Genomic DNA, 24,944 nt, shown 5'->3' on the forward strand with positions numbered 1-24,944 from the left:
ACGAGTAATGCGAATTTATATATTTTTCGAAAGGATGGGAGAAAATGCAAGGAAATTTACCTCCACAAATTGAAAACCATATCGTATTGCCTGCTATTGTTGCCCCGATGTTTCTTATTTCTGGTCCAGAATTAGTTATCGAAAGTTGTAAAGCAGGCATTATCGGCTCATTTCCTCTTTTGAATGCACGTACAGTCGATATTTTAGAGGAATGGATGAAACAAATTACGGAAGAACTAGAAGAGATCAGCGCAAAAGAACCTGAGCGACGTATTGCTCCCTGGGCGGTTAATCTTATCGTCCACCGGACAAACGAGCGGTATGAAGCAGATTTGGAGCTTATCAAGAAATACCAGCCGCCCATTGTCATTACATCTCTTGGTGATCCATCACCGGTTATTAGTATCGTGCATAACTATGGCGGACTTGTTTTTTCAGATGTCAGCAACCTTGTTCATGCCAGAAAAGCCGCTCAAAAAGGAGTAGACGGGTTAATCCTTGTTTGCAACGGGGCGGGCGGACATGCTGGAACGATTAATCCGTTTGCCTTCATGGGAGAGGTAAAAAAATTCTGGAACGGAACAACGATTCTGGCCGGCTGCATCTCCCACGGGCAAGATATTCTTGCCGCTGAAATTCTTGGGGCGGACCTCGCTTATATGGGCACCCGATTTATTGCAACTTGTGAGAGTTTCGCAAAAGAAGAATATCAAAATATGCTGATTGAATCGACTCTTGACGACCTGATCTATACAGATGCATTTAGCGGCGTGAATGCTAATTACCTGGTCCCGAGCATCCGGAAAGCCGGTCTGGATCCGGATCAGCTCGCGAAAAAAGAAAGCATGGATTTCTCTTTCGCCCAACTCGATCGATCGGATGCCAAGGCATGGAAAGACATCTGGTCTGCAGGACAAGCTGTCGGTACAATTGAACATGTCCTTCCCGTCTCTGAATTGGTCGAAGAGCTTTTGCAGGAATATGATCATGCATTAACTTCTTTATGCGCAAAGCATTCAAAAACAAATAAAAAAGCTGTGCGATAGAAATAAAGAGCCTCTGGTTGAACACTGGAAGGAGAAATAACGATGAATAACCCCCGCTTGATAGCAGGGGTTATTTTTTATGCGGATAATCTCTCTATTGTACATTTTTACTATAGAGACAAGCGTACATATTGGAAGTATTTGGTTTTTTATCCAGTTCCTTTTTGATAAGGATGAATACAAATATAAGGAATGGGACATGTAGGGACAAATGGCTTAAGGCCCTTAAAAGAAGGGAGTATGAAAATGAATTTCGAAATTGAAATGACTATTTTGGTATTCATCATGACAATGTTAGTCATATTTTGGAGACCAAGAGGCATAAATGAAGCATGGCCGGCGTCGATTGGTGCAGGGATTATTTTACTAACAGGCATTGTATCACGTGGAGATATTTTGGATATTATCCATAAAATCGGCGGCGCATCTATTACCATTATGGCAACGATTGTCATGGCTGTCATATTGGAAAGTTTTGGCTTTTTCCACTGGGCAGCTACCCGGCTGGTAAGTTTAGCAAAGGGTTCAGGCTATCTACTATATTGGTACATTCAGTTGTTATGTTTTTTGATGACCCTTTTATTTAATAACGATGGCAGCATCTTAATTACGACTCCGATTTTAATTTTACTCTTAAAAAATCTTCAGCTAAAACCGCATCAACAAATTCCCTATCTTTTAACTGGCGCACTTACTGCAACAGCTTCCAGCGCACCCATTGGGGTAAGTAATATTGTTAATTTAATTGCATTGAATATTGTTCACATGACGCTTTATATGCATACAGCCATGATGTTTGTACCAGCTACGTTAGGCTTGTTGTTTATGTCATGGTTGATGTACGTAGTGGTAAAAAATAAATTACCAAAAACATTGCCAAATTCCTCATATGATATAGAGGAAATTTTTTTCACTAAACATTTCCATCCATTAAAGGAAACCATTTCTGTTGAAACAAAACGTAAACGTACTCAATTTATGCTAAAGGTCTTACTGTTTGTCTTTGTGATGCGTTGTCTACTCTTTGTTGCATCTTATCTTTCTATTCCAATTGAAATCGTTGCGGTACTCGGGTCACTCGTCTTACTTTTATGGAGATGGTATCATTTGCGCACAAATCCCATGGATATCTTGAAAAAGACTCCTTGGCATATTCTTGTTTTCGCCTTCTCTATGTATGTCATTATTTACGGACTGCACAATGCCGGACTAACAGCGATACTTGTAGAAATATGTGAACCCATTGTAAACCAAGGATTGTTTCAGGCGAGCTTTATCATGGGCGGATTAGTTTCTATTCTATCTAACTTCTTTAATAATCATCCTGCTTTAATGATTGGAACCATTACCTTAACAGAAATGGGACTTGACCCCATCACACTAAAAACCATCTATCTCGCGAATATTATCGGCAGTGATATGGGATCATTGTTATTGCCTATTGGAACACTTGCCTCCCTTATTTGGATGCATATCCTAAAACAAAACAAGATTAAAATAAAATGGAAAGATTATTTAAGCGTGTCGTTGCTTGTCATACCATTCACAACGATTGTAACATTGCTTTTATTATTCTATTGGATACAAATGGTTTTCACCTAAAAAACCCCATTCTGTATCCATCCTTAGGAGGAGATTTTTTTGACTGATATAACGACATTACCTGGGAAACAAGTTGATGTAAAATTATTAAAAAGAAACCCCTTTAAAGGAGTAATGACCAATCTAGGTCTTAGTAACGAGAACCTGCCTGTTAATCCTTCTAACGTTCCTTTACTCCGTTCCTTGGAAGGAGAATTAAAAAAGTTAGAGGAAGAGCTAGTAGTTTGATGGCGGAGAAGATCCTTTGAAAAGCCAATCTTTAATAACCTGCCTTCTTAATGGACGAGACGCGCGATACGCTTCTTCTTCCATGACCATCGATAGTACGAATATTGTAAAGCAAGGCTGACGATGAAAGCGGCCGGATACCCGACCCATATCCCTTTTATGCCAAAACTGCTAAAATTTGGAAGTTAGTAAGCTGCAGGAACTTCAACACACCAGATTGATATAATGCTGAACACCGTTGGCCACAATACCGTTCCACTCGCACGCATTGCAGCGGTAATGATCATCGCATGACCAAAAATCAAATAACTCCACAGTGTGATTTTTAATAAACTAAGTGTAATTTTAACAATTCCCAATCCATCCGAAGGTGCTGGCGAACGGATGGATCGAATTGCAATGGGTGCTTTATTTGGCGGAGGTAGATGAGCATGATGACAAATGTTAATACGGTGTCTTGGAATCACCTATACCGCGAATAATAGTGGTGTAGGCAATATATAAAAACATAATCGGCATAGCCCAAAATAGGATTCAAGCATAGTGAACACTAACGGCAATGATATTTTCAGGTGTACCCATTAGGCGCAGTATATCCCAGGTGAATAGATTGCCCATCACTGCCAGCACCAATCCGAGAATAGAGGGATCAGAAACATAATCATAGAACGCCATATCGGCTGGCTGCCCATTCCCTTACCTTGCGAATTCGTATTTTCTTTATTTATATCCTGTGTTGCTTTCAAATTTCATTTCCCCTTTTCATCGGGACTTTTCCCGATTGTATCCGTTGTTCTCCATATGGCTGAAGTTTATCCAACCATTTTTCCTCAATTTTTTTCAACGCATTTTTCGTTTCAAAATATCCACCCTCTTTCTCTTTTAGAATCTCTAATACTTCAAAAATAAAGGCTTCTTTTCCAAATTTCTTCCACTCGTCTTGAAGCATTTTGTTTGTATTTGTCCCCGCTTCCAATTCGAATCGTTTCCCATTCAAAGTCTTCAGGTTCATCGTGCTTCCTATAAAAATCTTTTCGTTTTGGGTGTTTTTAATCTGATAAATACCGGCTTTACTTTTTGTTTCCTTATATAGCCGCTTCAATTCTTTTTTTCGATTCATCGTTCGTTTCCCCTTTCTCTATCATCAAAATTGGCATATCTCCGAGTTCGCGGAGCTTCGTGCATAAAGCCCAGCCATCCAATTGCGGCATCATAATGTCCAAAATGTCCAGATCAAATCTATGATTCTCTGCATAATCCAACGCATCCGCTCCGTTCGATTTCTCCACGATATCAAAACCTTCGTCTTCCAAGTACAAACGAACCCACTCACGGATGTGAGCTTCATCATCCACAACTAATATCGTCGGCAACCCAATACGCTCCTTTCTATTCATGGTCGAAGAAAACAGCACACTCGCAAGCATCATAACTGAAATTCGATTGAGCTTCCTTGGACCTGTTATGTTTCTTCTTGTTTCTCATCTCGAATCAGCGAAAAAGGTCTTCTTTATGTGGATTGATATATATTACGATTGTACAAAACCCTATATGAACTCGATTTGTATTGAAATATTTTATTCCCATAAAACATAGAACCTAAATTCAGTATCAATTTGACACTGCCTTTAAATAATCGCACATACACCTTCAGTTCCCAAAAATGGATATCGACCAAGACGCCTGGTAATGACCAGTTATTGTGGTAACGTCATCCGTCAGGAAAACAAGAACAAAAGGGAACCACCTATTATTAGGTGATCAGATCAGCGAAAAACTCAAAGGGTCTTCCGACAACTTAAAGGCTACCTGCATTAGCAGGTAGCCTAAGCCATATTGGAATATTTTATTTTACTTGTTATGTTTAAACATTCGTTAGCGAGATGTACCAGCTGCACCAACTTGTCCCGATAATTGGGATTGAGCTGTCGCAACAAGACGTTTTGTGATCTCGCCACCTACTGAACCGTTTGCACGAGCTGTTTGGTCTGCTCCAAGCTGTACACCAAATTCAGTCGCGATTTCATATTTTAATTGGTCAATTGCTAGTTCTGCACCTTGTACTAATAAGCGGTTACGGCCGCCACTGCGGTTTGACATCTGTCTTCACCTCCTTGTACATCCTTAAGATTCCTTTCATCTAAAAGGCCGATACCTTGAAAATTTTGGCTGAATAGTAAAGTGGAAACCCTTCATAATAAGACCGTTGAAAGGAACAGAGTGAACAAGCAATTGTGGGACTCTTTCCCTTCATCTCCTTGTATTTTTAAATTTAAGTTTGCCATGTGTTTTTGAATGAAAAAGGGGTTTTGACAATCTGGTCAAATCCCTTTTTTCATTCAAAAACAGCAGTCCTTTCTCTGTATAAGTAGAGGGTGTCCCAAGTATAAAAAACGTACTTGGGACACCCTCCTGCAATGAACCGTCGGACACCATTCACCCTTTTGCTAATCGATTTCGATCATTTGTTTGTGGCGGCTCTTCCATCCATGTTTAATCATGATGAATCTTTGTTTTATCTTCCATTGAAACACCCTCTTTACTAAAGTCGAAAGGTAGTCAAGGTAGTCAAGGTAATCAATGTTATCATTTCACTCCCAATCAAAAATATGAATAACCTTAAAATTGAATACAATCTTTTGCATATCATATACAAGTCTAGATGACATCATGATTCTTATATAAATCCGCTCTTTATCCATGTCCATTTATTTATGTGGATTTATATAGAAGAGGTTACCATAAACGATAGAAAAGATCCCATTCATGCTCACATTTGTTCGCAAAATGGGATCTTTCCGCGGGACCGAACTATAAGCGGTTGGCCCTTTTATTTTTAAACAGAAATCCTTCCACAAAAGTGGTCCCCCCAACCATAAATATCCTAAAACAAAGGCGGCTTCCAGATGGCTTTGTTATTTACATACACGAATTATTATTTCCCATATCATCAAGCTTCCTTAGGATGATTCGAGAGTTGCTCATAGAAGCTCGCCAATGAAGCTGTTACATATGGAATCAGCCATAAGAATCCGATTCCAAGGGTTAAAATACTCAAGATTCCCCAGCCAATAAAGCTTAACATTAGAAGGAAGTATGACCATTTGTACCCGTCCATCAGCTTTCTGCTTTCAGTGATCGCACGATTTATGGAATAGTCCGGATGATCCTTCAAGACAAAGTAGGCTTGTGAATAGGCCATTCCTTTAATAATTCCAGGAATGATAAGTAACAAAGTCCACAGCAATGTATAAATCGCTACTAAAATATAGAGACCAATAGCTTTTACATATAACCCAAAGTTTAAAAAAGGATCAAATAAGTCCCCTATTTTCACAGGCTCTTTCCTCACGATACCAAGGAACACCCAGTAATTGCTCATGATAATTGGCGCAAGAATCACTGAAAGGATATAACCAACCATTGTTGCAGAAGTACTTTCATCATCTACCCATGCCTCGAATCCACCGCTTATCAACATCTCAACTAAAACTTGGATCCCGCCATAAATTCCAAACGTAACAATCGTCAGCAATAATGCAAATCCCCATCGATTTTTTAGCGATTGCCTGGCATACCTCTTTACTTCTCTGATTTTCATATGGTTAAATCCCCCTCTAGATGAAAAAATTAAACAACCATCAATTGTGCAAGAAATCTCACTAAAATGCAGGATTGCTTTTGATTTTTTTTGCCTTGTTGTACATCATATACAAATTCAACCGGCATCATGACTATTGTAAAAAAATTAGATTTTGTTCATAAAAAGGCTTGATTTGATTTACGCTAGCGAAATCAATATAACGTTCATTAAGACAAAATGCATAAAAAATTAGGGAATCTCCCAACTCTTTGCCCATCTTCAATAATATATATATTCCACTTAATAACTCGACACATCTTCATTCAATCAAGAGGCATCACAATCGGTGATCCAGACAACTTGAATTCGCCCTCAAGGGTTCACCTATGCGGTTGGCGCCAACCCCGCAAGGGGGGGGCCAGCCGCTTAGGTCTAGAAAATTTGGCATGGCCGTTCTTTGGTCAGGTCGAATTTTCTAAATCGATCTATATAGATAGGTTTGGTAAGATAAGGTAAATGGGTAGGTTTTCAGAGATAATGGGGGCACGATTCATTATAATGACAAATCGTTCCATATTATAAGGAGTGAAACAAAATGAAGAGAAATCATACAATGATGCAATTTTTCGAGTGGCATATAGAAGCAGATGGAACCCATTGGAATCGGCTAAAAGAGTTAGCACCAGAACTAAAAAATAAAGGGATTGATTCGGTATGGATTCCGCCGGTAACAAAAGCCCTATCACCGGAAGATGCAGGATACGGTGTTTATGATCTATATGATCTTGGGGAATTTGATCAAAAAGGATTAGTTCGTACAAAATATGGAACGAAACAAGAATTACTGGATGCTATTGCTGCCTGTCATGAACATGGCATCAACGTTTATGTGGATTTAGTCATGAATCATAAAGCCGGAGCTGACGAAACGGAAGTGTTTCAAGTGGTTGAAGTGAATCCGCATAATCGGGAAGAAGAAATCTCATACGCCCGTTACCATAGAGGTATGGGTTGATTTAACTCAAACAAGAGATGATCATATCTGCATCGAAGCCGATGGATTTGCCACGTTCCCGGTAAACGGAGGAAGCGTATCTGTATGGGCACTTCCTGAATAGGAATAGAGAAGATGAACGGAAAACAGCACCTGGAAGGAGGGAGTCTGCCTTTACTCCCCCATCTCCTGCTTTTTATAAATAGTTAACATTAAGACTGAATGGGTTCATTTAATTTCTCTAACCTTACGTTTATTCTTTGCCTAAAGAAGACCCGGACAAGAATGATATGGATGACAATAAATAAGAGATGCAAAATGAAAAAATGTATATCACTTGGTCTTCCATCTATTTGTAAAATACTAATATCACTATTCCCCAGTAATTGGTTATCTAAAAAATCATAAATAAAATGCGGAAAGGAAGCGGCTAGTAGAGAACCGCTCTTTAAATAAATATACAACATTGTCATTCCCGAGCTTACCAAAACAAAGATAAAAGGAATGCTGAAACCTTTATAAACATGAGAGGCCGTAAACAAGACACTTGAAATAAAAAATAATTTTCCTGTACTCAAATGTTTAAAGTTGGCTACAAAATATCCCCTATATGCTACTTCTTCATTCAATCCAACCAAAAACCAAGCAAGGGCTGTAATGATGAACATTGGAATTACATGTGCATTAGAGAAATAATCGCCGGAAAATTGTGCCGTAACAATACCATTTTTTGAAAGCGCCATATAATAAAGTAAATACATTCCTACAGTTGATAGGATGGATGATAATGAAAATAGAACATGTTTGCGTTTAAATCCAAATCCCAATGTATATAATGGCTGTTTATCTACAAATTTATAAAATAGAAGCGTACTGCTTAAACATATTACGCTCCCGCCAATCCCTGCAATTCCAAAGATATAAAGATTGGTTGACTGAATATATTGATCGAATCCTAATACAAACATAAGACCGAGAATGAATATTTGAATAATATTAATGGTAATAACACGTACGTAAGGATTTTTCAATTTTATTTCCTTCTTTCTTTTGAAATGTGAGTCCGATTGCCGTTTGCTTTTTCATCTCCTTTAACTATAGGAAGAAAAAGTCATACTGAGTAGTTACCACAGGTCATTTTGAACATATAAAAGTCATAAATCTTTTTTCAACATTTTATTCTTTTCCTTATATCGTCCAACACCCTAAAAACGTGTTTTTCATCTTTAAGACATACCTTCTGAATGGGACAGCAACTTATAAATATTTTTACTTGATAACTAAGTAACCTTGTTATGTTACTATTAAATTAATAATGGGAAATTTTACATCTCTGGCATACAACCAATCCGGGGTTGGACTTATTTTGGAAATTTAACAATATGATGGGAAATGGATGATATGGATAAACTCAAATCTATTGAAAAGACTTCTCTTTATTTTGAAATAACGGTTTGTTGTTTTCGTACCTTGTTATTTATTTATATAATAGTAGATTTATGGAGTGAAAAAGGCACGGTTCCTCATTTTTATCTCCATTTCATTTGGATTATGGCAGCTCTAATCGTTCCACATTTCTTTTGGCTGCCTGGGCGAGTGAATAAAAGAATGCATTTCTGTTTTGCCGAGCTTCTTTTAAGCGGATCATTGGCCATTTACCTACAGACCATCAACAGTGAATCATATCTTTTCGCGCTTCCAGCGTTAATCATCTCTTCTTTAGTAGAGAGGCGTTTTTATTGGATGATTATCTTTCTCGTTTTGTTTCCATTTGCCGGATCCGTCACAAAAGGAATGAACATGGAAACTGTGTTAGGATCACTGTTCGACTCTTTATTTTTCCCATGTATCGGATTTGGATTTAACATATTAACGAAAGCTTATAAAAAAACACAGGAATTAAATAAAGTGATTGAAGAACAAAACCATACATTAGTTCAACATGCCAAACAAATTGAAAAACTTACCCTAGTTGAAGAAAGAAATCGGATGTCTAGAGAATTGCATGATACTCTTGGCCATTCTTTCATTTCTTATATCATCGGTTTGGATGCCGTTATGTATTTGGTTGATTCAAATCCGGAGTTAGCGAAGAAAAAGCTTGAAGAACTTCGTATGTTAACTACAAAAAACCTGGAGGAAATCCGCAGCACCATTCACGAAATAGGAGATCAAACAGACATTCAATTAGCCGACAGTTTTGCAGCCATCATCCATGAATTTGGGCATCATACGAACACAAAGGTGACGTTCAACATTAGCGGAGAAGAATATTTTTTAACCCATCAAGTGAGGATCACATTACTTCGCTGTTTACAGGAATCCCTCACAAATGCAAAGAGACATGGAAACGCAGCAGAAGTGTTGGTCTGTCTCGTATTTTTAGAGGGTGAGGTACAATTGAAAATTCAAGATGGCGGCATCGGTACTGAAAATATCCAATACGGCTTTGGATTAAAGACAATGAAGGAACGTATCGAATCATTGAATGGAACATTTCTTTTTTCCTCTACGGTCGGTAAAGGGACAACTATACAATGCTGCATTCCATATAGGGGGTAAAATGATGGAAAAGATTAAAGTAATCATTGCAGACGATCAGGAATTGATTCGAGAAAGTCTGCAAATCGTGTTAAATATGGAAGAAGGTATAAAGGTTATCGGGCTTGCAAAAGATGGAAAACATGCCTTGGAGTTATGCGAGAGTCTGTCACCTGATGTGGTATTAATGGATATTAATATGCCTGAAATGGATGGCGTTAGTGCGACTGAACTCATTAAAAAGCGCTGGGCCTCTATTAAAGTAATTGTTTTGACTTCTTATCAAGAGGTTGACTACGTTGTTAGTGCGCTAGCAAATGGAGCTGAAGGGTATTTATTAAAAGCTATACATCCTCATAGTTTGGCAAATAGTATTCGTTTAGTACATTCAGGAGGAACTTTTGTGACAAAAGAAATGGCAGCAAGTCTGATTGGCAACATGGCCCGAAAAGCCGGATTTCAAGAAACAAGTACGCAGCAGCCCTCATCGATCCAACAGCAATATGGATTAGGCAGACGGGAAATAGAGATTTTACAATTGCTTGCCAAGGGATTAAAGAATACTCAAATTTCGGAGCGGTTGTATTTAAGTGAAGGAACCGTCAAAAACTACATTTCAACTATCTATTCAAAGCTTGAAGTAAAGGGACGATTGGAAGCGACAAAAAAGGCAAAGGATGAAGGGCTTATATGAATCCACATATGACTTCTGATAAAGCCTTCGTTCTGAATCGGCATCTCTTCGCTTGCTTTCATGTTCTCCCCCCTCCTAAGATAAGCTCATTCATCATCATCTATTGCAGTTTATGATAGAACCAAAATCTTTTATCTAAAATAATCGAAGCTAATTCATTACCAAGTTGGCTGTAATTCCATGCTTCTCCCATATTACTAAAAATGATGATGGTTAAGTCGTCATCTCACATCAACTTTACCGTTGTTTTCTTCATCCACCACAAACGTATGGTTCATGCCCGCTTTTTGAAAAATTAGCCGCCATCTTCCCCCTTCAACATTTCAACACCTATTCAGGCAACAGGCAAAAAAAAAGGGTGCCCCAAGTACAAAAACGTACTTGGGACACCCTCCCAGCGTACCGTTACCATCTCTATATAGTATGATAATCTGAAAGGTTTTAGAGAGAAATTTTGATTTCGGCATTCATACCAGGCAACACTTTGTCTGACGGATTTTCAATTGAAATTTTCACCGGCACTTTCTGCGTTACTTTTGTATAGTTGTCACTTGTATTTTGTTGTGGCAGCATAGAGAATACCGAATTTGTTGCATAGCCAATTTCCTCGACCGTTCCTTTAAATGTTGTGTCGGAATCTCCATCAACCATAATATCCACACTAGCTCCTTCTTCGATATCTTTTAATTCTGTTTCTTTAATATTTGCCGTGATATATAAATGGTCCAGGTCCGCAGTCTGAGCTAATACTTGACCTGCTTGAACCATTTGATTGTTATTTGCTGCATTTTTAATAATGGTTCCACTCATCATGGAGGTAACAGAAACAGTATGTCCGCCATCTGATATTTTTCCTACTACAGCGTCTTGGGAAACCTTATTACCTTCATGTCCATTCCAATCCGTTAATGTTCCGGCAGCCGGAGCGACGACCTGCATGATATTCGCGGACACTTTCGCTTCATCTGTTTTCACATAGTTCTTACTTTCGTAGTAATAGTATGCACCTCCTGCTATTAAAGCAAGCACTACAACCATACCTATCATATTTGCAATAATTAAACGTCCTTTACTCATTCGTCTTTTTCTCCCTTCGTATCTTGGATCTGTTAAAGGAATATTTCATGTTTGACATCTTCATTTATCCATTCGAATGAAGATAGTCTCGGATTTAAGCAGTGGTGTCCATTTTGGGTTTCTCCGATGGTGCAGGCAGGAGAACGCGCGCCTCTTTTTGTACAAGAGACCTTCCTTTTCCGGTTACGGCCTTCCCAATCGAAGCCACCATCATGATTACGCCTAACACAAGCAAAATCGTAAACAAGTCATGATAAGCGCCAAGAATAGATGCTTTTCGGGCATTCACTACGACTGAATAAATAGCCATATTTTTCGCATCCGCAGCAGTAAGTCCGCTATCCATAAAACGATGGGTCAATTCAGCCAATTCCCTGTTAATCTCTGGATTGATTAAGCTTACTTGCCCTCTTATGTTTTCGTAATGAACGGCATTTGCTCTATATACAAACCAGCCAAGCAACGGTGCAGAAACTGCGCCGATAAAGTTACGCATAGAATGAAGAGAAGCGGAACGCATCGTTGCTTTATGAATGTCACCAGCCAGTGCCGTGCCTAGGGCTCCTGATATCAGTACCATACTTACTCCCCCGCCGAGACAAGCGATTTGCACATATAATGCGTTTAAAGAAGCTTCTGCTCCAATGTTTTTCCATTGAATACCGACAACAATAACCGCAAGAGATCCTATGACCCCCAGTATGCCTGCGCCCAATCTATCATACAGCAAGGTGCTGAGAATGGCGGCTGCCATAATTCCTGCGAAGAACCAAATATAAAAGTAGGAGAGGTACATAAATGGAGGGTTTATAATGTTTCGCAAAAATCCGTTAATCCCCGCAATGGCCACAACAAGGGCAACATGGGACGATATAGCCATAATCGTGCCGGAAACGGGTTTAGCTGCCCATAATGAACGGAGCGGCACCAAAGGATTCTCTGCATGCAAATCGACATTTATAAACATTGCCGACAGAATCATTGCAATCAGCAGGAGTGGCCAAACATAAACGGATCCAAAACCCTTTTCTTGTAAATTGCTCAGCGGGAACGCCAGAACCATTACAATGAGACATAGCAAAAACACTCCTCTTCTATCAACGGGATGATTGTCATGCTGTTTCGGTTGATGTTTGGGCAGAACTGCATACCCGATAAGCAAACAAAGGAGTGAAGAAAAAAGATTGAATATAAATAACCAGCGCCATGTATTTGTGCTTAAGGACAAGGAACCAAAAAATGCTCCAACCGCACTTGAACCAAATAGGCCGCCAATCGCAAAAAACAAAAACAGATTTCGCACTTTGTTAGGGTAGGACTTCAAACTGACGGGCAGAATGGTCAAAAACAATACTCCTGCACTAAAGCCTTGAATCGTTCTCCCTATAATGAGCGAAATTAATTCCGAAGAAAAGCTATTGATAATGGATCCGCAAAAAAAGATGAAAATGAAAGTAAGATAGTTTCTTCTAATGCCATATTTCATGGAAAGAACGCGCCCCAGCGGTACACCAAGTGCAAAAGCTAAATTTGACATAACGGAAGGCAGCAGCATGTCGTGTGCACTAAGATTAAGCCCGTTCTGAATGACAGTTTGATTCAGAATATATGAAAGATTAAGAAAATATTGCGGCCCAAACGAAAATAAGGTTAAAAGCGAAATGACTAAATATTTAGGAATCATGATACTTTTCGAATCGGATGTTGTTGCATAATTAGGTTGACTCATCTAGATTCCTCCTTTCTTTTTGAATCGAGTCTTAGTTTATTAATACCTGAAAATAATGAACTAATGTGTGGAAATATAAGAATATTACCTTCACTCCCTCATCCATCAAAAATCGATCTTGTTTGTTTGTGATTAAAAATACAATACCAGCCCTTTAAGAACACACTGATAATATAAGCTCCAACTCCTTTGTGAAATTCAATCATGTATATAATGGCCCAGTTAAACAAAACCTTGCAAAAATAAAGTTGTGTAACACAAGTTGTATTATGCAAGTTGTATGATGCAAGTTATATTATACAGTCTTCCATAAATAAATCAATATAAAATTTATTTGAATAATGTATTTATAGAAGAGGTGAAATTGAATGTTTTCACCGTAAGCAGGCAATTTGCAACATTAGAAATGAAAAAAGACTATTGACCTTTGTCAACAGCCTGAGTCCATATCCAATCTAAGAAAGTACGAATATGAACAAACTCCATTTCGAACTTTATCAATTTAAAATGGGGTATTAGAATTAACTATTCTTCTGCTGATTCTGCATTGCTGCTCCATACACTTGATTATTATTTCCTCCACCTTTTGAAATCTTGATTCAGTCGAGTTAAATTGGCCTCCAATATTTTCAGTTCTTCATTTGACCAGTCATGGAGTATTTCGGCATATACAGCATAGCGTGCTTTTTGAACTTTATGAAGTATATCTTGCCCTTCTAAGGTTATCTGAACAAGACTAATCCGTCCATTTTGAGGATCCGGAAAGCGTTGAATAAATTTCTTCGTTTCCAAAGTCGTGACTTGCCTGCTTGCAGTAGAAAGGTTCAACTTTAGTTTTTCGGCCAGCTCGTTGATCGCTAAAGGACTATGCTTATCCAGTTCACTTAGCAACAGATACTCGGAACGATCCAAGCTTCCAAGCCGAGGACTATGGGCGGTTGTAAGGCGTACCAGCAACGCGATTTCGTGCTCAATCAACCGCAGTGAGTCGTGATCCATTTTTATTCCCCCTCCTTTTAAGCAATTTAAATGTCCGGATGGCCATGCTTCTTTTTACGAGAACAAACTTTTTGTTCCCATCTCATGAATCATTTTTATATAAGTATAATAAAAGTCCATTAAATAATAAATGGAATTGCTTATAATTGTATATAAACAGAGATTGCTTTTAAAATGGGAACCTCCTCCACAAGTTTGATTCCCTTCCTTACTTTTATGTTACTATTCAACATCTGTTTGGATAATCGATATTGTCCATTCCACATCAGCAAATGTCAGGATCCTATTTGTGCTTTACATAAAAAAGCTGGCCAAAAAGCCAGCTCCTTTAAAATACGACAGTTTAATTAGGGTATTATTGAATAATACGTCCCTCGATCTGAGCAGTAAACGGCTGAGGTAACTGCTTCACATAATCGACAAGTGCATCAAGGTCTACAGGGCCGACTTCCCGATTTTCCCCTTTATTGAATACGCTAAAGCCATCGCCTCCACCTGCAAGGAAGCTGTTAGCAGTAACCGTATATTCTGCTTCCGGGTCAATTGGTGTTCCATTCGGAAGGGTAATATCGCCCACCTTCTCCCCGATTGCCTTCGCAGGATCCCAAGTATATTTAAGTCCTGAAATTTGAAGCATACGCGTTTGAGCAGGCTGCCATTGTTGATTCAACAAGTCACGCACTTGCTGTCCTGTTAACGTCATTTTCACTAAATCATTGTTGAACGGCTGTACAGTATAGAGGTCTCCCCATGTTACTTCTCCCTGCTCGATATCAGCCCGAATACCGCCCGGGTTCATAAACGCGAAATCTGTGTTCATCGCCTTGCGCTGGGCGTCTGCAATCAGATTGCCTAATGCTGATTCGCCGGCGGCATTTTGGCCGGCTGTAAGAGTTGTTTCAGCTGTGCCGAGAACTTGGTTGACAATTGGAGCTACTTTTGCCTCATATTTTTCAACCATCTCTTTGATTTCAGCATCAGGTTCAATTCCATCATGGAATGTTGTCACAATTTCTGCTTTCTTGGAAACAATGTCCTTTGTGTGTGGATCTATTTGTAAATCCACATCAGAAAAAGCTGTTCCATAGGAGTAAGATTGAACAAGCAACTTTCCATCCACTTCCGTATTTAAATAAGCATGATTATGACCGCCGAACATCACATCTACTTCATCATCGACGTTTTTAGCGATCTCCACAATTTCCCCGTTCGCATTGGACCCATCCGGTTTGGAATTTCCCGGGTTATGGGCCAGCACGACAATTGCTTCGACTCCCTGTTGTTTCAGCTCTGCAGCGGCTTTATTAATGGCTTCTGTTTCATCTGTGAATTCAACACCCGCTACCCCGCTTGGAATAACAATACTTGGTGTATCAGACAGAGCAACACCGATGAAACCAATCGGCATACCGTTTACTTTTTTGATCACGTAAGGCGGCAGGATCGGTTTTCCTGTTTCCTTGTCGATCACATTAGCGGCCACATATGGGAAATCCGCTCCGGCAAAGTCGCCAGTCTTCGGATGTGTACCGCCATAGATAAGCCTCATCATTTCATGGACACCTTCGTCGAACTCGTGATTCCCTACCGTTCCAACATCAAATCCCATTTTATTCAAAAACTCAATCGTTGGCTCGTCCTGCAGCAGCGCAGATACAGGAGAGCTGGCCCCTACCGCATCCCCTGCATGGACAAGTAACGTATTCATATTTTCCGATTCACGCTGCTTTAAATAAGCTGCCAGATAATCCGCTCGGCCGACCTCTTTGCCCCCCACTTTACGCGTTACATCCAATTGTCCATGAAGATCGTTGATTCCTAGAAGCTGTACATCGATATAACGGTGTTGGTACGAATCAGTAGACGCAGGAATTCCCGGTGACTGGGGCTGTCCAGAGGCAAACGCGCTTCCTGCAGAAAAAGTAACAGACAATGCAAGAGCCGGTATTGTCATTTTCATCCATTTAGATGGGATTTTCACGTTCATTGCTCCTCTCAATATGTATATTTTCTCTAAAAGTCAGTGTAAGTTGATGGAATCAATGAACATTATACGGAGAAAATCTTTACCTTCTGCTAAACTACTGTAAAGTTTATGTAAAAATACTCAAAAACTATATGAATCCACATAAAGAATGTAACATGAGCACAAAACGCCCATGCCAAATTCTTTACGCATAAGGCTTCGCCAATTTCCCTTACGGGCCCTTGCCGGAGTACCTTTTGAGTCTATTCAAGATGCTCAAACAAAGGAACATAAACAGAATAACAAGCGATAGATGTGATGTTAAAAAATTAATTTAACCTTTTTCATCGAGCCTTCTTCTATTTGCGCTTTTCTGTTTTTTTCATCTTGCACGAGCTTAAAAAGGTCTTCGTATCAGCGGCTGACAAGAACCCGTGAGGGAGATTGGCAGCCGCTTACGCGTAAATAATTGGACATAAATGCTTTTTATTTATGTCCAATTATTTATGTGGATTTATATAATTCAAAAGAGAGGCATGTTGTTCTTTAACCGAAAGGGCTGATGCTTCATTGCACCAGCCCTTTCTTGACTTAGGAATGTCATTAATTTTATCATTTTAGGCGAGAAGACTCCCACTTCAAATTTTCGTTAGAAAATTAAGTGGTAGGTAGTTCAAATCTCTATTAAAATGGCAATCCCTTACTTTAATGCTTATTTAGTAAACCGCTTTTCCTCTCCCGTTTTACATATTCCTTCAATTCATTGATTATTTTTTGTTTTAATGCTTCATCATTTTGTAACTGCAATCCAGCTATACATGTTTTTGAATATGTTTTCTTCCATTGTATATCTCCTGTTACTCTTATAGAGTTAGAATTTAAACCAAATGTTAGATGTATACTTGTTGTTGCAAGAGGAAGATCAATAGAAGTCTCTAATCTTAAACCATTCGGGCTTAAATCTAAAATTTTCCCATCTTTTAATTGTTCTTCTTTATTCCCGATCGAATAAAAACAATATAGAGGTGTTATAAACTTATACCTAAATGACTCTTCTCTCCTATATCTCATTAGTCCACCTCCTTACTTAAAGGGTTCCTTCCATTACTCCTTTTGTCCATTTCATCGATTCCTTATATATATCAAAGAGCTTTTGTTTCCCAATTCCAACCCTATCGGCAAGCTTACCGATTTCGCTCCATTCAGCCCTTTCTACCACAATTACTAAATCGAGGACATCCCTGTATGGTGATGGAGATCCCAGTAATGCATCTTTTATTTCTTTATCCAAAGGTAATTGTTTCATTAATTTTTCAAGCGGCTGCTTCAAGAGAGTATCAATTAATGAAAGCATTCCTGTTAAAAAATAGCTTGGGCATTCCAAACGTTTTCCAATGTTCAACGCAATTAATTCACTTACTTTTGCCCTTGTAAAACACATTTTAATCACTTCATTTGGAACCTGACTTGCATTATTAACCGTTTCTCGAAGAGATAAAACATAAATCCATTTTTTTAATTCTTTCAACCCCAGTAAAACAATTGCTTGCTTTATTGATTTGATTTCATAAACGCGGCCAAAAATTGGTGAATTCATTAATTTAAGCAATTTAAAAGAGAGTGATAGATTCGCCTCGATTATTTCCGTAACTCTATCAATTTTTGGCTCTAATTGAGATAATTCTTCCATGATAATCAAAAAACTACGACTTTGAATTGGTACATCACTTGTTGAAAGAACTACAGGTTTGCTAAAAAAATAACCTTGAAAATATTTATATCCATCTTTTAAGCATTGTTCATATTCTTCTCTAGTTTCTACTTTTTCAGCTAAAAAATCTACATTATACCTTTTAAGTACATTTAAAATTTTTAATTGCTCATCCCGAGGGGTATTTTGAATATCTATTTTTATCATATCTGCCAATTCCAGAAGTTTATAAAAATTTAAATTCCCAACCTTCATTTCAAAATCATCTAATGCAATCTTATATCCCTGTGCCTTCAACTTTCTGCAAATGTCTATAACTTTATCAGTAGGGGTCACTGTCTCTAATATCTCAACAACGATCATTTCTGGTTGGAAGTATGTTGGGATTGCATTTTCAAGTAATTTTTCAGTAAAATTTATAAAGCAAGGCCTTCCTTCTGATAATTCATCAATCCCAATTTGTAAAAAACTATTTATTACATCTAACGTGGCCTGATCGCCGTCTATATTTAAAAACCTATTTTGTTCATTGCTACGATACAATAATTCATAGGCATCAACCTCTTGATTAGCATTTAAAATAGGTTGCCTTGCTACATATACTTCCATTATTTCCACCTCTTTAGAAAATTTGAGCCTTGGTTGAAATTGAAATTGTCTATGTTTGTGATTAAAGCCTCTTCTATCTAATCAGAAATCAGGTTTTTAAAATCCGGGTTGTGCCGTTTATTTACTTTATATGAAATTTATCCCACACAATTATAAGGACTATTTTACTTCATTCAACCAAAAAATAAAGGCTTTCGACAAAAAAGGTCACATTCCGATTCAAAATCATTTTGAATCAGAATGTGACCTTTCGTACATACCATTTCATCCTAAACGTCTATTTTTGGGGATGGAATTGATTCAATCGACATCGTCAAAGAACAAATTGATAAAATCGATTCAAAAACGAGTTGGCTTATTCCTTAATGAAGACAAGCTACATGCTAAATGTGTGCATTACCTGCCGGATGAAGAATCATGTAAAAAAACGCGCGGATCATTCCTCGCGTTTTTCCTTTTCTTCCTCTAAATGTAATCCGTTTAGTATCATACTGGCAAATACGCCGCTCACTTGGTGAAACGCTTCAGCGGCATCGGCTGGATTTGCCGTAAAAAATATGCTCGATGTTTCGTAGTTTTCTTTATTGGCAAAAGCAAGTAAAAATTGTGTTTTTATGCGATTGCTGATCAACATGGGGCCATATGTAAGTTCAAGGCTGCGTATGCGCTCAGCGGGATCTTGAAACAATGAGAAATGCTTTACATAGGAAGGGACAATTTGGCTGAGATTTTCTTTAATTCGAAACTTCGCTTCGTATATCGATGATTCAAGAGAAACCGAAGTTGGAATGGCTTTGTCCGCAAGAATCCTCTCAAACATTTGCTGCAGCTTATTATTTTCCTCCGTTGCATAGGCAACATTTGTCACAAGTAGATTCATGTACCCTTCTTCTGTTTTGGCATGGTTTCGTTGATCCAAAATTTTGTTTTTCACTTCACCTTGCAGTTGTACTGGATTCCATCCTTGTGTTAACTGCTGCATTAATACAGCTGCGATTTTATGAATTTCTTCTTTGGAAATATTCATTATAGATTCAAAATTCCTTTCTCTTCGTTATGAAAACAAATGGTGTTTTGATTCATTGCTTACTAATGTTTCTCGCTTTTATTTTTATTATACCTTACGAAGATTCATAATAGGGGTGTCCCACATCTCGTTTTGGGACACCCCTTAAAAATAATTTATACTTCTGGGAGAGGACTTTTGAGTCAGCTCTATCCTCCTGAAAAGACTATATTTTTCTTGTTCGATGAATGTAGTTCCTTCTTTAAATCCGTTTTACACGACCGTTAAATTTTTGCTTCCAGTAGCCTCGAGACATATCGGCAATGGCGACACCGGTTGAACTTTGCGATCCTATGAATTTGCCGTTTCCTACATAAATACCGACATGTCCATCTTTTTTATAAGTGTCAAAGAAAACGAGATCACCCGGTTGCATTTGATTGACGGGTACTTGCTTCCCTAGATGCTTTAAGCTTTCTGTGCTTACAGAACCTAATGGACCTAAATTAATTCCCACTTGTGAAAATGCCCAATGCACAAAACTGGAACAATCAAAAAGCCCGTTTGCGATATCATACTGATTTCTTCCTCCACCGAAAACATAGGCTGAATTGCCGATCCATTTGTTTCCTACGGTCACCACATCACCTCTGTTCCCGCTAATAGGACCAACAAATTCGGTTAATTTCGGCGCTTTCTCAGCCGCATGCCTTTTTGCTGCTTCTAATTCTGCATTGCGTTTTAGTTCCCGTTCTATATCTTTTTGAACGGCAGACTCTTGTAAAGAAAGAGTCCCATCTTTTGCTTGTAAGTCAGCCTTTAAGTTAGCATTTTCTTCTTCTTTCACCTTTAACTGGGCTACTAAGGCGTCTTTTTGCGTTTTTTGTTCTGTTAATTGAGCCATCATGCCGTCAAGCTCAGTTTTCAGGCTTTTTAAATCGGCTAATTTTTTCTCAATAGAAGCCTGCTTGTCTTCTAAATTCTTTTGATCTTCTTTCGTTTGTTTTAATATCCCCTGGTCGGCTTCTGCAATCCTGGTCACCGCAACCGCCCGGTCGATAAAATCTCCAAAGCTTGAAGAGCCAAGCAGCACTTCTAAATAGCTAACGTTACCGCCGCTTTCCTGGAAGGAACGCGCTCGTTCTTTTAGCAATTCAAAGCGTTTTTCAAACTTTTCTTTTAATACAGCGATTTCACTTTCTAATTCTTTGATTTCAGCTGTCTTTTGGTCGATTTGATTTTGGGTTTCTTGAACTTTGTTACTATTTTCATTGATTGCTAAACTAAGGCGCTTAATTTGCTCTAAAAATTTTGCTTGTTCATCCTGAAGGCGATTGATTTCTTCATTAGTACGTTGTATGCCCGATTGGACTTCTGCCCGCTGTTGTTGAATTTTTTCTTTTTTGATTTGCATGTCATTAATAGACTCTGCATTTACAGTCGGAATAGCAAAGATACTTCCAACACCAAGCATGATTGTCGTATTAAGTATCACCAAGTTTCTTTTCAAAACTTAAATCCCCCAATTTTCGCTTCCGTTCAAACCCTGGAGCTATCTTTATAGAATCTATAGATATATTAAAATTTGATCCAGAATAAACATACTAAATTTATTTCTGGCAAAATAGGAAAATAGAGACAGATATTTTGCACCAAAAAAAATTATACCATTAGATTCTGTCGAAAAAGAACTAAATATATTACAATTTCATTTCAATTTTATATCTTTTATATTTCAACACACCTGACAAAAAAGGAAAAATAACTATTGACAAAACAAAAATGATCATTTTATAATTATCTCATATTAAAGATAATTTAATTCGAGATAAAATAACTTCTAACTAAATTCTGGATATGTTCCAAATGAACCAGCAATTATTTCTTCCATCCTTTTGGTTTTTATGCGCTTTCAATCCTGAAAAATTTATTTGCTCAATAAGATTTTTCTTTCACATCAAAAGTGGTAAATGCATTGTTTGCAGCCGGAAACCATCAAAAAAGATACAACAGCATTTAAAAAGGAATCAATTTTTCGGAATAATATCTCGATTTAAAAATACTTTAATTATAGATAACTACTTTATTCAAAGGAGGAAAAAACACATGATGAGTATAGGTTTATTATTAATACGTTTAGTAATCGGATTGTCATTTGTGGGGCATGGAGCTCAAAAATTGTTTGGCTGGTTCGGCGGCTACGGATTAAAAGGAACCGGCGGATGGTTTGAATCAATCGGGATAAAGCCGGGAGTCACGATGGCTCTTTTAGCCGGATTGGCAGAATTTGCAGGCGGAGCTTTATTCGCATTAGGACTTTTTACTCCTCTCGCAGGCATTTTAATCGCTCTTACAATGGTAGTAGCTATTGTGAAAGTTCACCGTCCAAATGGGTACTGGTCCACACAAAACGGGTATGAATACAATCTGACGCTACTTGTAGTAGCGATCGGCGTTGCTTTGATCGGCCCCGGTCAGTACGCACTTGATACCCTTTTATTTTAATTAAGCAAATAAAAAATACTGGAAACTAATTGCCCGTGCCATTTAGTAAGCCAACTGCCGCACCGGGCGAGAAAGAATTCCAACCGCTAGAAGCACGCATTAAGGTATTTAAATAATGAACACCCTCTATATGAATCCACATAAATAAATTGACATGGATAAAGAACATCCATGTCAATTTATTTTCGCACCAGAACCCACTAAGACTTCCTCCCTGCAAATCTAACAACTCCCAGCGTACCAGTGTTCATATCTTCCCTTAAGAACCCTTGTCACTCAAGGGCTCTTTAGCACGTTTAGTTCCTCTAATCAGGATTATATAAACGGGTACTTCGCATTGGTCCTGCTTCAATTTACAAAATTGAAAGTCGGAAAACCAGTTTTATGACTTTAATGAGAGATCTATTTTACTATGAATATGCTAAAATCTTATTAGGAAATCGGTAGGAAAGAAATCTAAGAGAGCATAGAGAAGCGATTGTGATGGCTTCTGAAAAACCGAAGTTACTTTTAAATCAATGGAATAGGAGAGAAAAATCCCTATGAAAATTCTTGTGTTTTCAATGGCAACAATTATGAAGGACGTATCGATGGGCGGTTCACAGCGACACTTGCGTGAGCTTCTTTTTTATCTTGCAAAACAAGGGCATGAAGTCACAGTGCTGACGAATAAACGGAGTGATAACACGGAGTTGTTTGAGCTTTGTACGGGTGTGCGGGTGCTGCCGATTTTACGTTTTAAAGAAACGTTCCCGATTCCCTACGACACATATCCGTTTCACTTAGCCCATTCATATGAAATCATCTGTAAGTATGCCAAAAAGCACGATGTTTTTTACATACACGATGCACAAATGGATTATGGGTACTTACACGCTGGAATTCCCACTGTCGCTTCCCTAAAGAACTTTGTATATCCTGAGGCGATGATTTCTGCCTTTCATACAAACCGCGACCGCTTTATCGTCTCCTGTCATTATATGTACGAGTCCATTAAATATACTGTGGGCCGCGTGTTGCCTGGTATAGATGAAATTTTAACCGTTGTGAAAAACGGCATTGACTTAAGCGTGTATAAGCCGGTTGAAAGTGATTGGCGGGAGCGTCTCGCCATCGCAAAGGACCATATCGTTGTTCTTTTCCCTCATCGTCCGGATATAAGTAAAGGCATTATGAACACATTTGAAGTAGTAAAACGGTTAAAATCACGTGTAAAAAAGCCGATTAAACTTTTAATGCCGAAGCACTTTGACGTCAACGTATCAAAGGAAACAGAGACCTTCTACCATAAATTGCAGGAAACTGCAGAAAAATACGGCATCCATGAGTCCATCACCTATTATCCATGGCTGCCTGGCCATGAAATGCCAGAGATTTACTCCATTGCAGACGTTACACTTTGTATCGGCAACTTCATTGAAGCATTCGGTTATGTACAAATTGAATCCATCGCATGCGGAACACCTGCTGTTGTATCTAATGTAGGAGCACAGCGTACAATCGTGCCAGAGGGTTATCATGTAGCAAAAGTAGATTATGATGATATAGACGCTGCAGTGCAAGCGGTGCTTTCGCTTCTTGAGGAGCCTGTTAATCTTGAAAAAGTACACAGCTTCTTAGATAAGACGTATAACTATGAAGCCAACCTATCCGGGTATGAACAGCTCATTACATCTCGGGCCCGTTATAAAGGGGATTTAAGCAAATCCGAAGAACAACAGACAAGTCAGTATAAGCTTGCGCCTTGGTGCTATATATCTGAAAAGGGCATTTATCATGATTACTACTACAAGTATTTCGAAAAAAATAAGCTGCACAATTTTTTGGCGAGCCGAATGGACAAGCCATTCTCGGCGGAAGAATTAATAGAAGCAAGCTTTACACAACAGGATATTGAGCATGCCGTTGAAGAGGGCATTATCGTTCCAATGATTTGAACAAACAGTTTCTCTTTTCGATGCCTGCTAAATCTGGATTCTGGTGCAAAAACTTCAAGACAAGTACAATTAATTGGATCTTTTTGCACCAGAACCTTATCAACGTACTATAGTACTATAACCTTTTCATCATAAACGTATATGAATCTGAAAAACCGGCAAAGCTGATAGCATATTCCCCCTTTGTTATATAAATCCACATCAATCCTTGTAAGTCAATTCAAGCAGATACGGTAGTCTGACTATTTAGTTTGATGATACCATTTCCCTCGTCTTTTTTAGAGTACTCTAACGAAACTGTCTTTTTGATAAGATGTAGCCCACCGTACATCTATACCTTATCGTGTGGTGATCATGGTATATTCTTCTGCATATTTCAGATTCAGACTTGCGTTAAAGTCTCTGTCTAGCTCTGCACCGCAACGATCGCATTTGAATCGTCTTTCAGATAAGCTGATTCAAGGTTTCTTCTTTTTCCTCATCGAGACTCCATCCAAACGATTGCTTTATGAAAAAATTATACCTTAGAATGATGTCATTTTATGGAAATAAATTAAAAATTTTCAAATGAAAAAGAGGAAAGGTAACAAGAGCTTTCTTCTTAGAAATGCAAATATTTTAGTGCATTAAAAAGTTCCGATTCAATTAATCCGAACTTTTACCCCTGATAATGCTCATTGTACTAACTAGATTTGCATAGATTATACAAATATAAAA

Annotated in this window: 20 protein-coding genes and 5 pseudogenes; 9 read left to right on the plus strand and 16 right to left on the minus strand. The window is 38.3% G+C overall.

All coding sequences use genetic code 11. The features are described from left to right. Positions 1-44: 44 nt before the first annotated feature. The 3 genes from ACFOU2_RS16640 to ACFOU2_RS16650 all read left to right on the plus strand — a co-directional run bounded on the left by ACFOU2_RS16640 (position 45) and on the right by ACFOU2_RS16650 (position 2,876). Entirely contained in the window at positions 45-1,046 is a 1,002-nt protein-coding gene (locus ACFOU2_RS16640) for an NAD(P)H-dependent flavin oxidoreductase (protein ID WP_377917068.1), read from the plus strand. Between the two features lie 246 nt (positions 1,047-1,292). Beyond that, positions 1,293-2,648: an arsenic transporter gene (locus tag ACFOU2_RS16645; protein WP_377917070.1), complete on the plus strand. Its 1,356-nt coding sequence runs from the start codon at positions 1,293-1,295 to the stop codon at positions 2,646-2,648. A gap of 39 nt (positions 2,649-2,687) precedes the next feature. Beyond that, positions 2,688-2,876 (plus strand): hypothetical protein, encoded by a 189-nt coding sequence (locus tag ACFOU2_RS16650; protein ID WP_377917072.1) that lies wholly within the window; start codon positions 2,688-2,690, stop codon positions 2,874-2,876. 47 nt (positions 2,877-2,923) lie between these two features. Here ACFOU2_RS16650 and ACFOU2_RS16655 read toward each other — a convergent pair. The 5 genes and pseudogenes from ACFOU2_RS16655 to ACFOU2_RS16675 form a co-directional block, all read right to left on the minus strand. Continuing rightward, positions 2,924-3,518 (minus strand): annotated as a pseudogene (locus ACFOU2_RS16655) (MATE family efflux transporter); the annotation flags it as partial. A 120-nt stretch (positions 3,519-3,638) separates the two neighbouring features. Then, positions 3,639-3,996: pseudogene (locus ACFOU2_RS16660) on the minus strand (GIY-YIG nuclease family protein). Next, positions 3,962-4,249, minus strand: a complete 288-nt coding sequence (locus ACFOU2_RS16665) for a response regulator transcription factor (protein WP_377917074.1) — start codon at positions 4,247-4,249, stop codon at positions 3,962-3,964. The pseudogene ACFOU2_RS16660 and the gene ACFOU2_RS16665 overlap by 35 nt, the downstream one beginning before the upstream one ends. Positions 4,250-4,751: 502 nt before the next feature. Further along, positions 4,752-4,976, minus strand: a complete 225-nt coding sequence (locus ACFOU2_RS16670; protein ID WP_377917076.1) for a small, acid-soluble spore protein, alpha/beta type — start codon at positions 4,974-4,976, stop codon at positions 4,752-4,754. 850 nt (positions 4,977-5,826) lie between these two features. Then, positions 5,827-6,477, minus strand: a complete 651-nt coding sequence (locus tag ACFOU2_RS16675; RefSeq protein WP_377917078.1) for a DUF975 family protein — start codon at positions 6,475-6,477, stop codon at positions 5,827-5,829. Positions 6,478-7,054: 577 nt separating this feature from the next. On the opposite strand from ACFOU2_RS16675, the pseudogene ACFOU2_RS16680 reads away from it, so the two are divergent. After that, positions 7,055-7,481 (plus strand): annotated as a pseudogene (locus ACFOU2_RS16680) (alpha-amylase family glycosyl hydrolase); the annotation flags it as partial. Between the two features lie 184 nt (positions 7,482-7,665). On the opposite strand, the gene ACFOU2_RS16685 reads toward ACFOU2_RS16680, so the two are convergent. After that, a complete protein-coding gene (locus tag ACFOU2_RS16685; protein WP_377917080.1) occupies positions 7,666-8,484 on the minus strand; it encodes a CPBP family intramembrane glutamic endopeptidase in 819 nt (272 codons plus the stop codon). A gap of 370 nt (positions 8,485-8,854) precedes the next feature. Between ACFOU2_RS16685 and ACFOU2_RS16690 the strand changes: the two genes are divergently transcribed. Continuing rightward, positions 8,855-10,015 (plus strand): sensor histidine kinase, encoded by a 1,161-nt coding sequence (locus tag ACFOU2_RS16690; protein ID WP_377917082.1) that lies wholly within the window; start codon positions 8,855-8,857, stop codon positions 10,013-10,015. 4 nt (positions 10,016-10,019) lie between these two features. Then, positions 10,020-10,688: a response regulator gene (locus ACFOU2_RS16695; protein ID WP_377917084.1), complete on the plus strand. Its 669-nt coding sequence runs from the start codon at positions 10,020-10,022 to the stop codon at positions 10,686-10,688. Between the two features lie 441 nt (positions 10,689-11,129). Here ACFOU2_RS16695 and ACFOU2_RS16700 read toward each other — a convergent pair whose 3' ends face one another. The 9 genes and pseudogenes from ACFOU2_RS16700 to ACFOU2_RS16740 form a co-directional block, all read right to left on the minus strand. Next, positions 11,130-11,765, minus strand: coding sequence for an HlyD family secretion protein (locus tag ACFOU2_RS16700; RefSeq protein WP_377917086.1), 636 nt, complete (start codon positions 11,763-11,765; stop codon positions 11,130-11,132). A 94-nt stretch (positions 11,766-11,859) separates the two neighbouring features. Next, positions 11,860-13,494 carry an MFS transporter gene (locus ACFOU2_RS16705; RefSeq protein WP_377917088.1) on the minus strand — a complete coding sequence of 545 codons (1,635 nt, stop codon included), beginning with the start codon at positions 13,492-13,494 and terminating at the stop codon, positions 11,860-11,862. Positions 13,495-14,064: 570 nt separating this feature from the next. Further along, a complete protein-coding gene (locus ACFOU2_RS16710; RefSeq protein WP_377917090.1) occupies positions 14,065-14,493 on the minus strand; it encodes a MarR family winged helix-turn-helix transcriptional regulator in 429 nt (142 codons plus the stop codon). Between the two features lie 355 nt (positions 14,494-14,848). Beyond that, positions 14,849-16,453 (minus strand): bifunctional metallophosphatase/5'-nucleotidase, encoded by a 1,605-nt coding sequence (locus tag ACFOU2_RS16715; RefSeq protein ID WP_377917481.1) that lies wholly within the window; start codon positions 16,451-16,453, stop codon positions 14,849-14,851. A 711-nt stretch (positions 16,454-17,164) separates the two neighbouring features. Then, positions 17,165-17,530, minus strand: a complete 366-nt coding sequence (locus tag ACFOU2_RS16720) for a PilZ domain-containing protein (RefSeq protein WP_377917092.1) — start codon at positions 17,528-17,530, stop codon at positions 17,165-17,167. 16 nt (positions 17,531-17,546) lie between these two features. Beyond that, entirely contained in the window at positions 17,547-18,158 is a 612-nt protein-coding gene (locus ACFOU2_RS16725) for an EAL and HDOD domain-containing protein (RefSeq protein ID WP_377917483.1), read from the minus strand. A 57-nt stretch (positions 18,159-18,215) separates the two neighbouring features. After that, positions 18,216-18,833 (minus strand): annotated as a pseudogene (locus ACFOU2_RS16730) (EAL and HDOD domain-containing protein); the annotation flags it as partial. 382 nt (positions 18,834-19,215) lie between these two features. After that, positions 19,216-19,806: a hypothetical protein gene (locus ACFOU2_RS16735; protein ID WP_377917094.1), complete on the minus strand. Its 591-nt coding sequence runs from the start codon at positions 19,804-19,806 to the stop codon at positions 19,216-19,218. A gap of 241 nt (positions 19,807-20,047) precedes the next feature. Then, the gene (locus ACFOU2_RS16740; RefSeq protein ID WP_377917096.1) at positions 20,048-21,295 is read right to left on the minus strand and encodes a coiled-coil domain-containing protein; all 1,248 of its coding nucleotides are present in this window, start codon (positions 21,293-21,295) and stop codon (positions 20,048-20,050) included. A gap of 596 nt (positions 21,296-21,891) precedes the next feature. On the opposite strand from ACFOU2_RS16740, the gene ACFOU2_RS16745 reads away from it, so the two are divergent. From ACFOU2_RS16745 to ACFOU2_RS16755, 3 genes and pseudogenes are all read left to right on the plus strand, one after another. Then, on the plus strand, positions 21,892-22,290 hold the full coding sequence (locus tag ACFOU2_RS16745) for a DoxX family protein (protein ID WP_377917098.1): 399 nt from the start codon (positions 21,892-21,894) through the stop codon (positions 22,288-22,290). A gap of 19 nt (positions 22,291-22,309) precedes the next feature. After that, a pseudogene (locus ACFOU2_RS16750) lies at positions 22,310-22,406 on the plus strand (nitroreductase family protein); the annotation flags it as partial. Between the two features lie 426 nt (positions 22,407-22,832). Continuing rightward, positions 22,833-24,227 (plus strand): glycosyltransferase family 4 protein, encoded by a 1,395-nt coding sequence (locus ACFOU2_RS16755; protein WP_377917100.1) that lies wholly within the window; start codon positions 22,833-22,835, stop codon positions 24,225-24,227. A 338-nt stretch (positions 24,228-24,565) separates the two neighbouring features. On the opposite strand, the gene ACFOU2_RS16760 is transcribed toward ACFOU2_RS16755, so the two are convergent. Beyond that, entirely contained in the window at positions 24,566-24,685 is a 120-nt protein-coding gene (locus ACFOU2_RS16760) for a zinc ribbon domain-containing protein (protein ID WP_377917485.1), read from the minus strand. Positions 24,686-24,944 lie beyond the last annotated feature (259 nt).

The sequence above is a fragment of the Bacillus songklensis genome (assembly GCF_042649685.1).
In the GTDB taxonomy this organism is placed as follows: Bacteria; Bacillota; Bacilli; order Bacillales; family Bacillaceae_H; genus Bacillus_BA; species Bacillus_BA songklensis.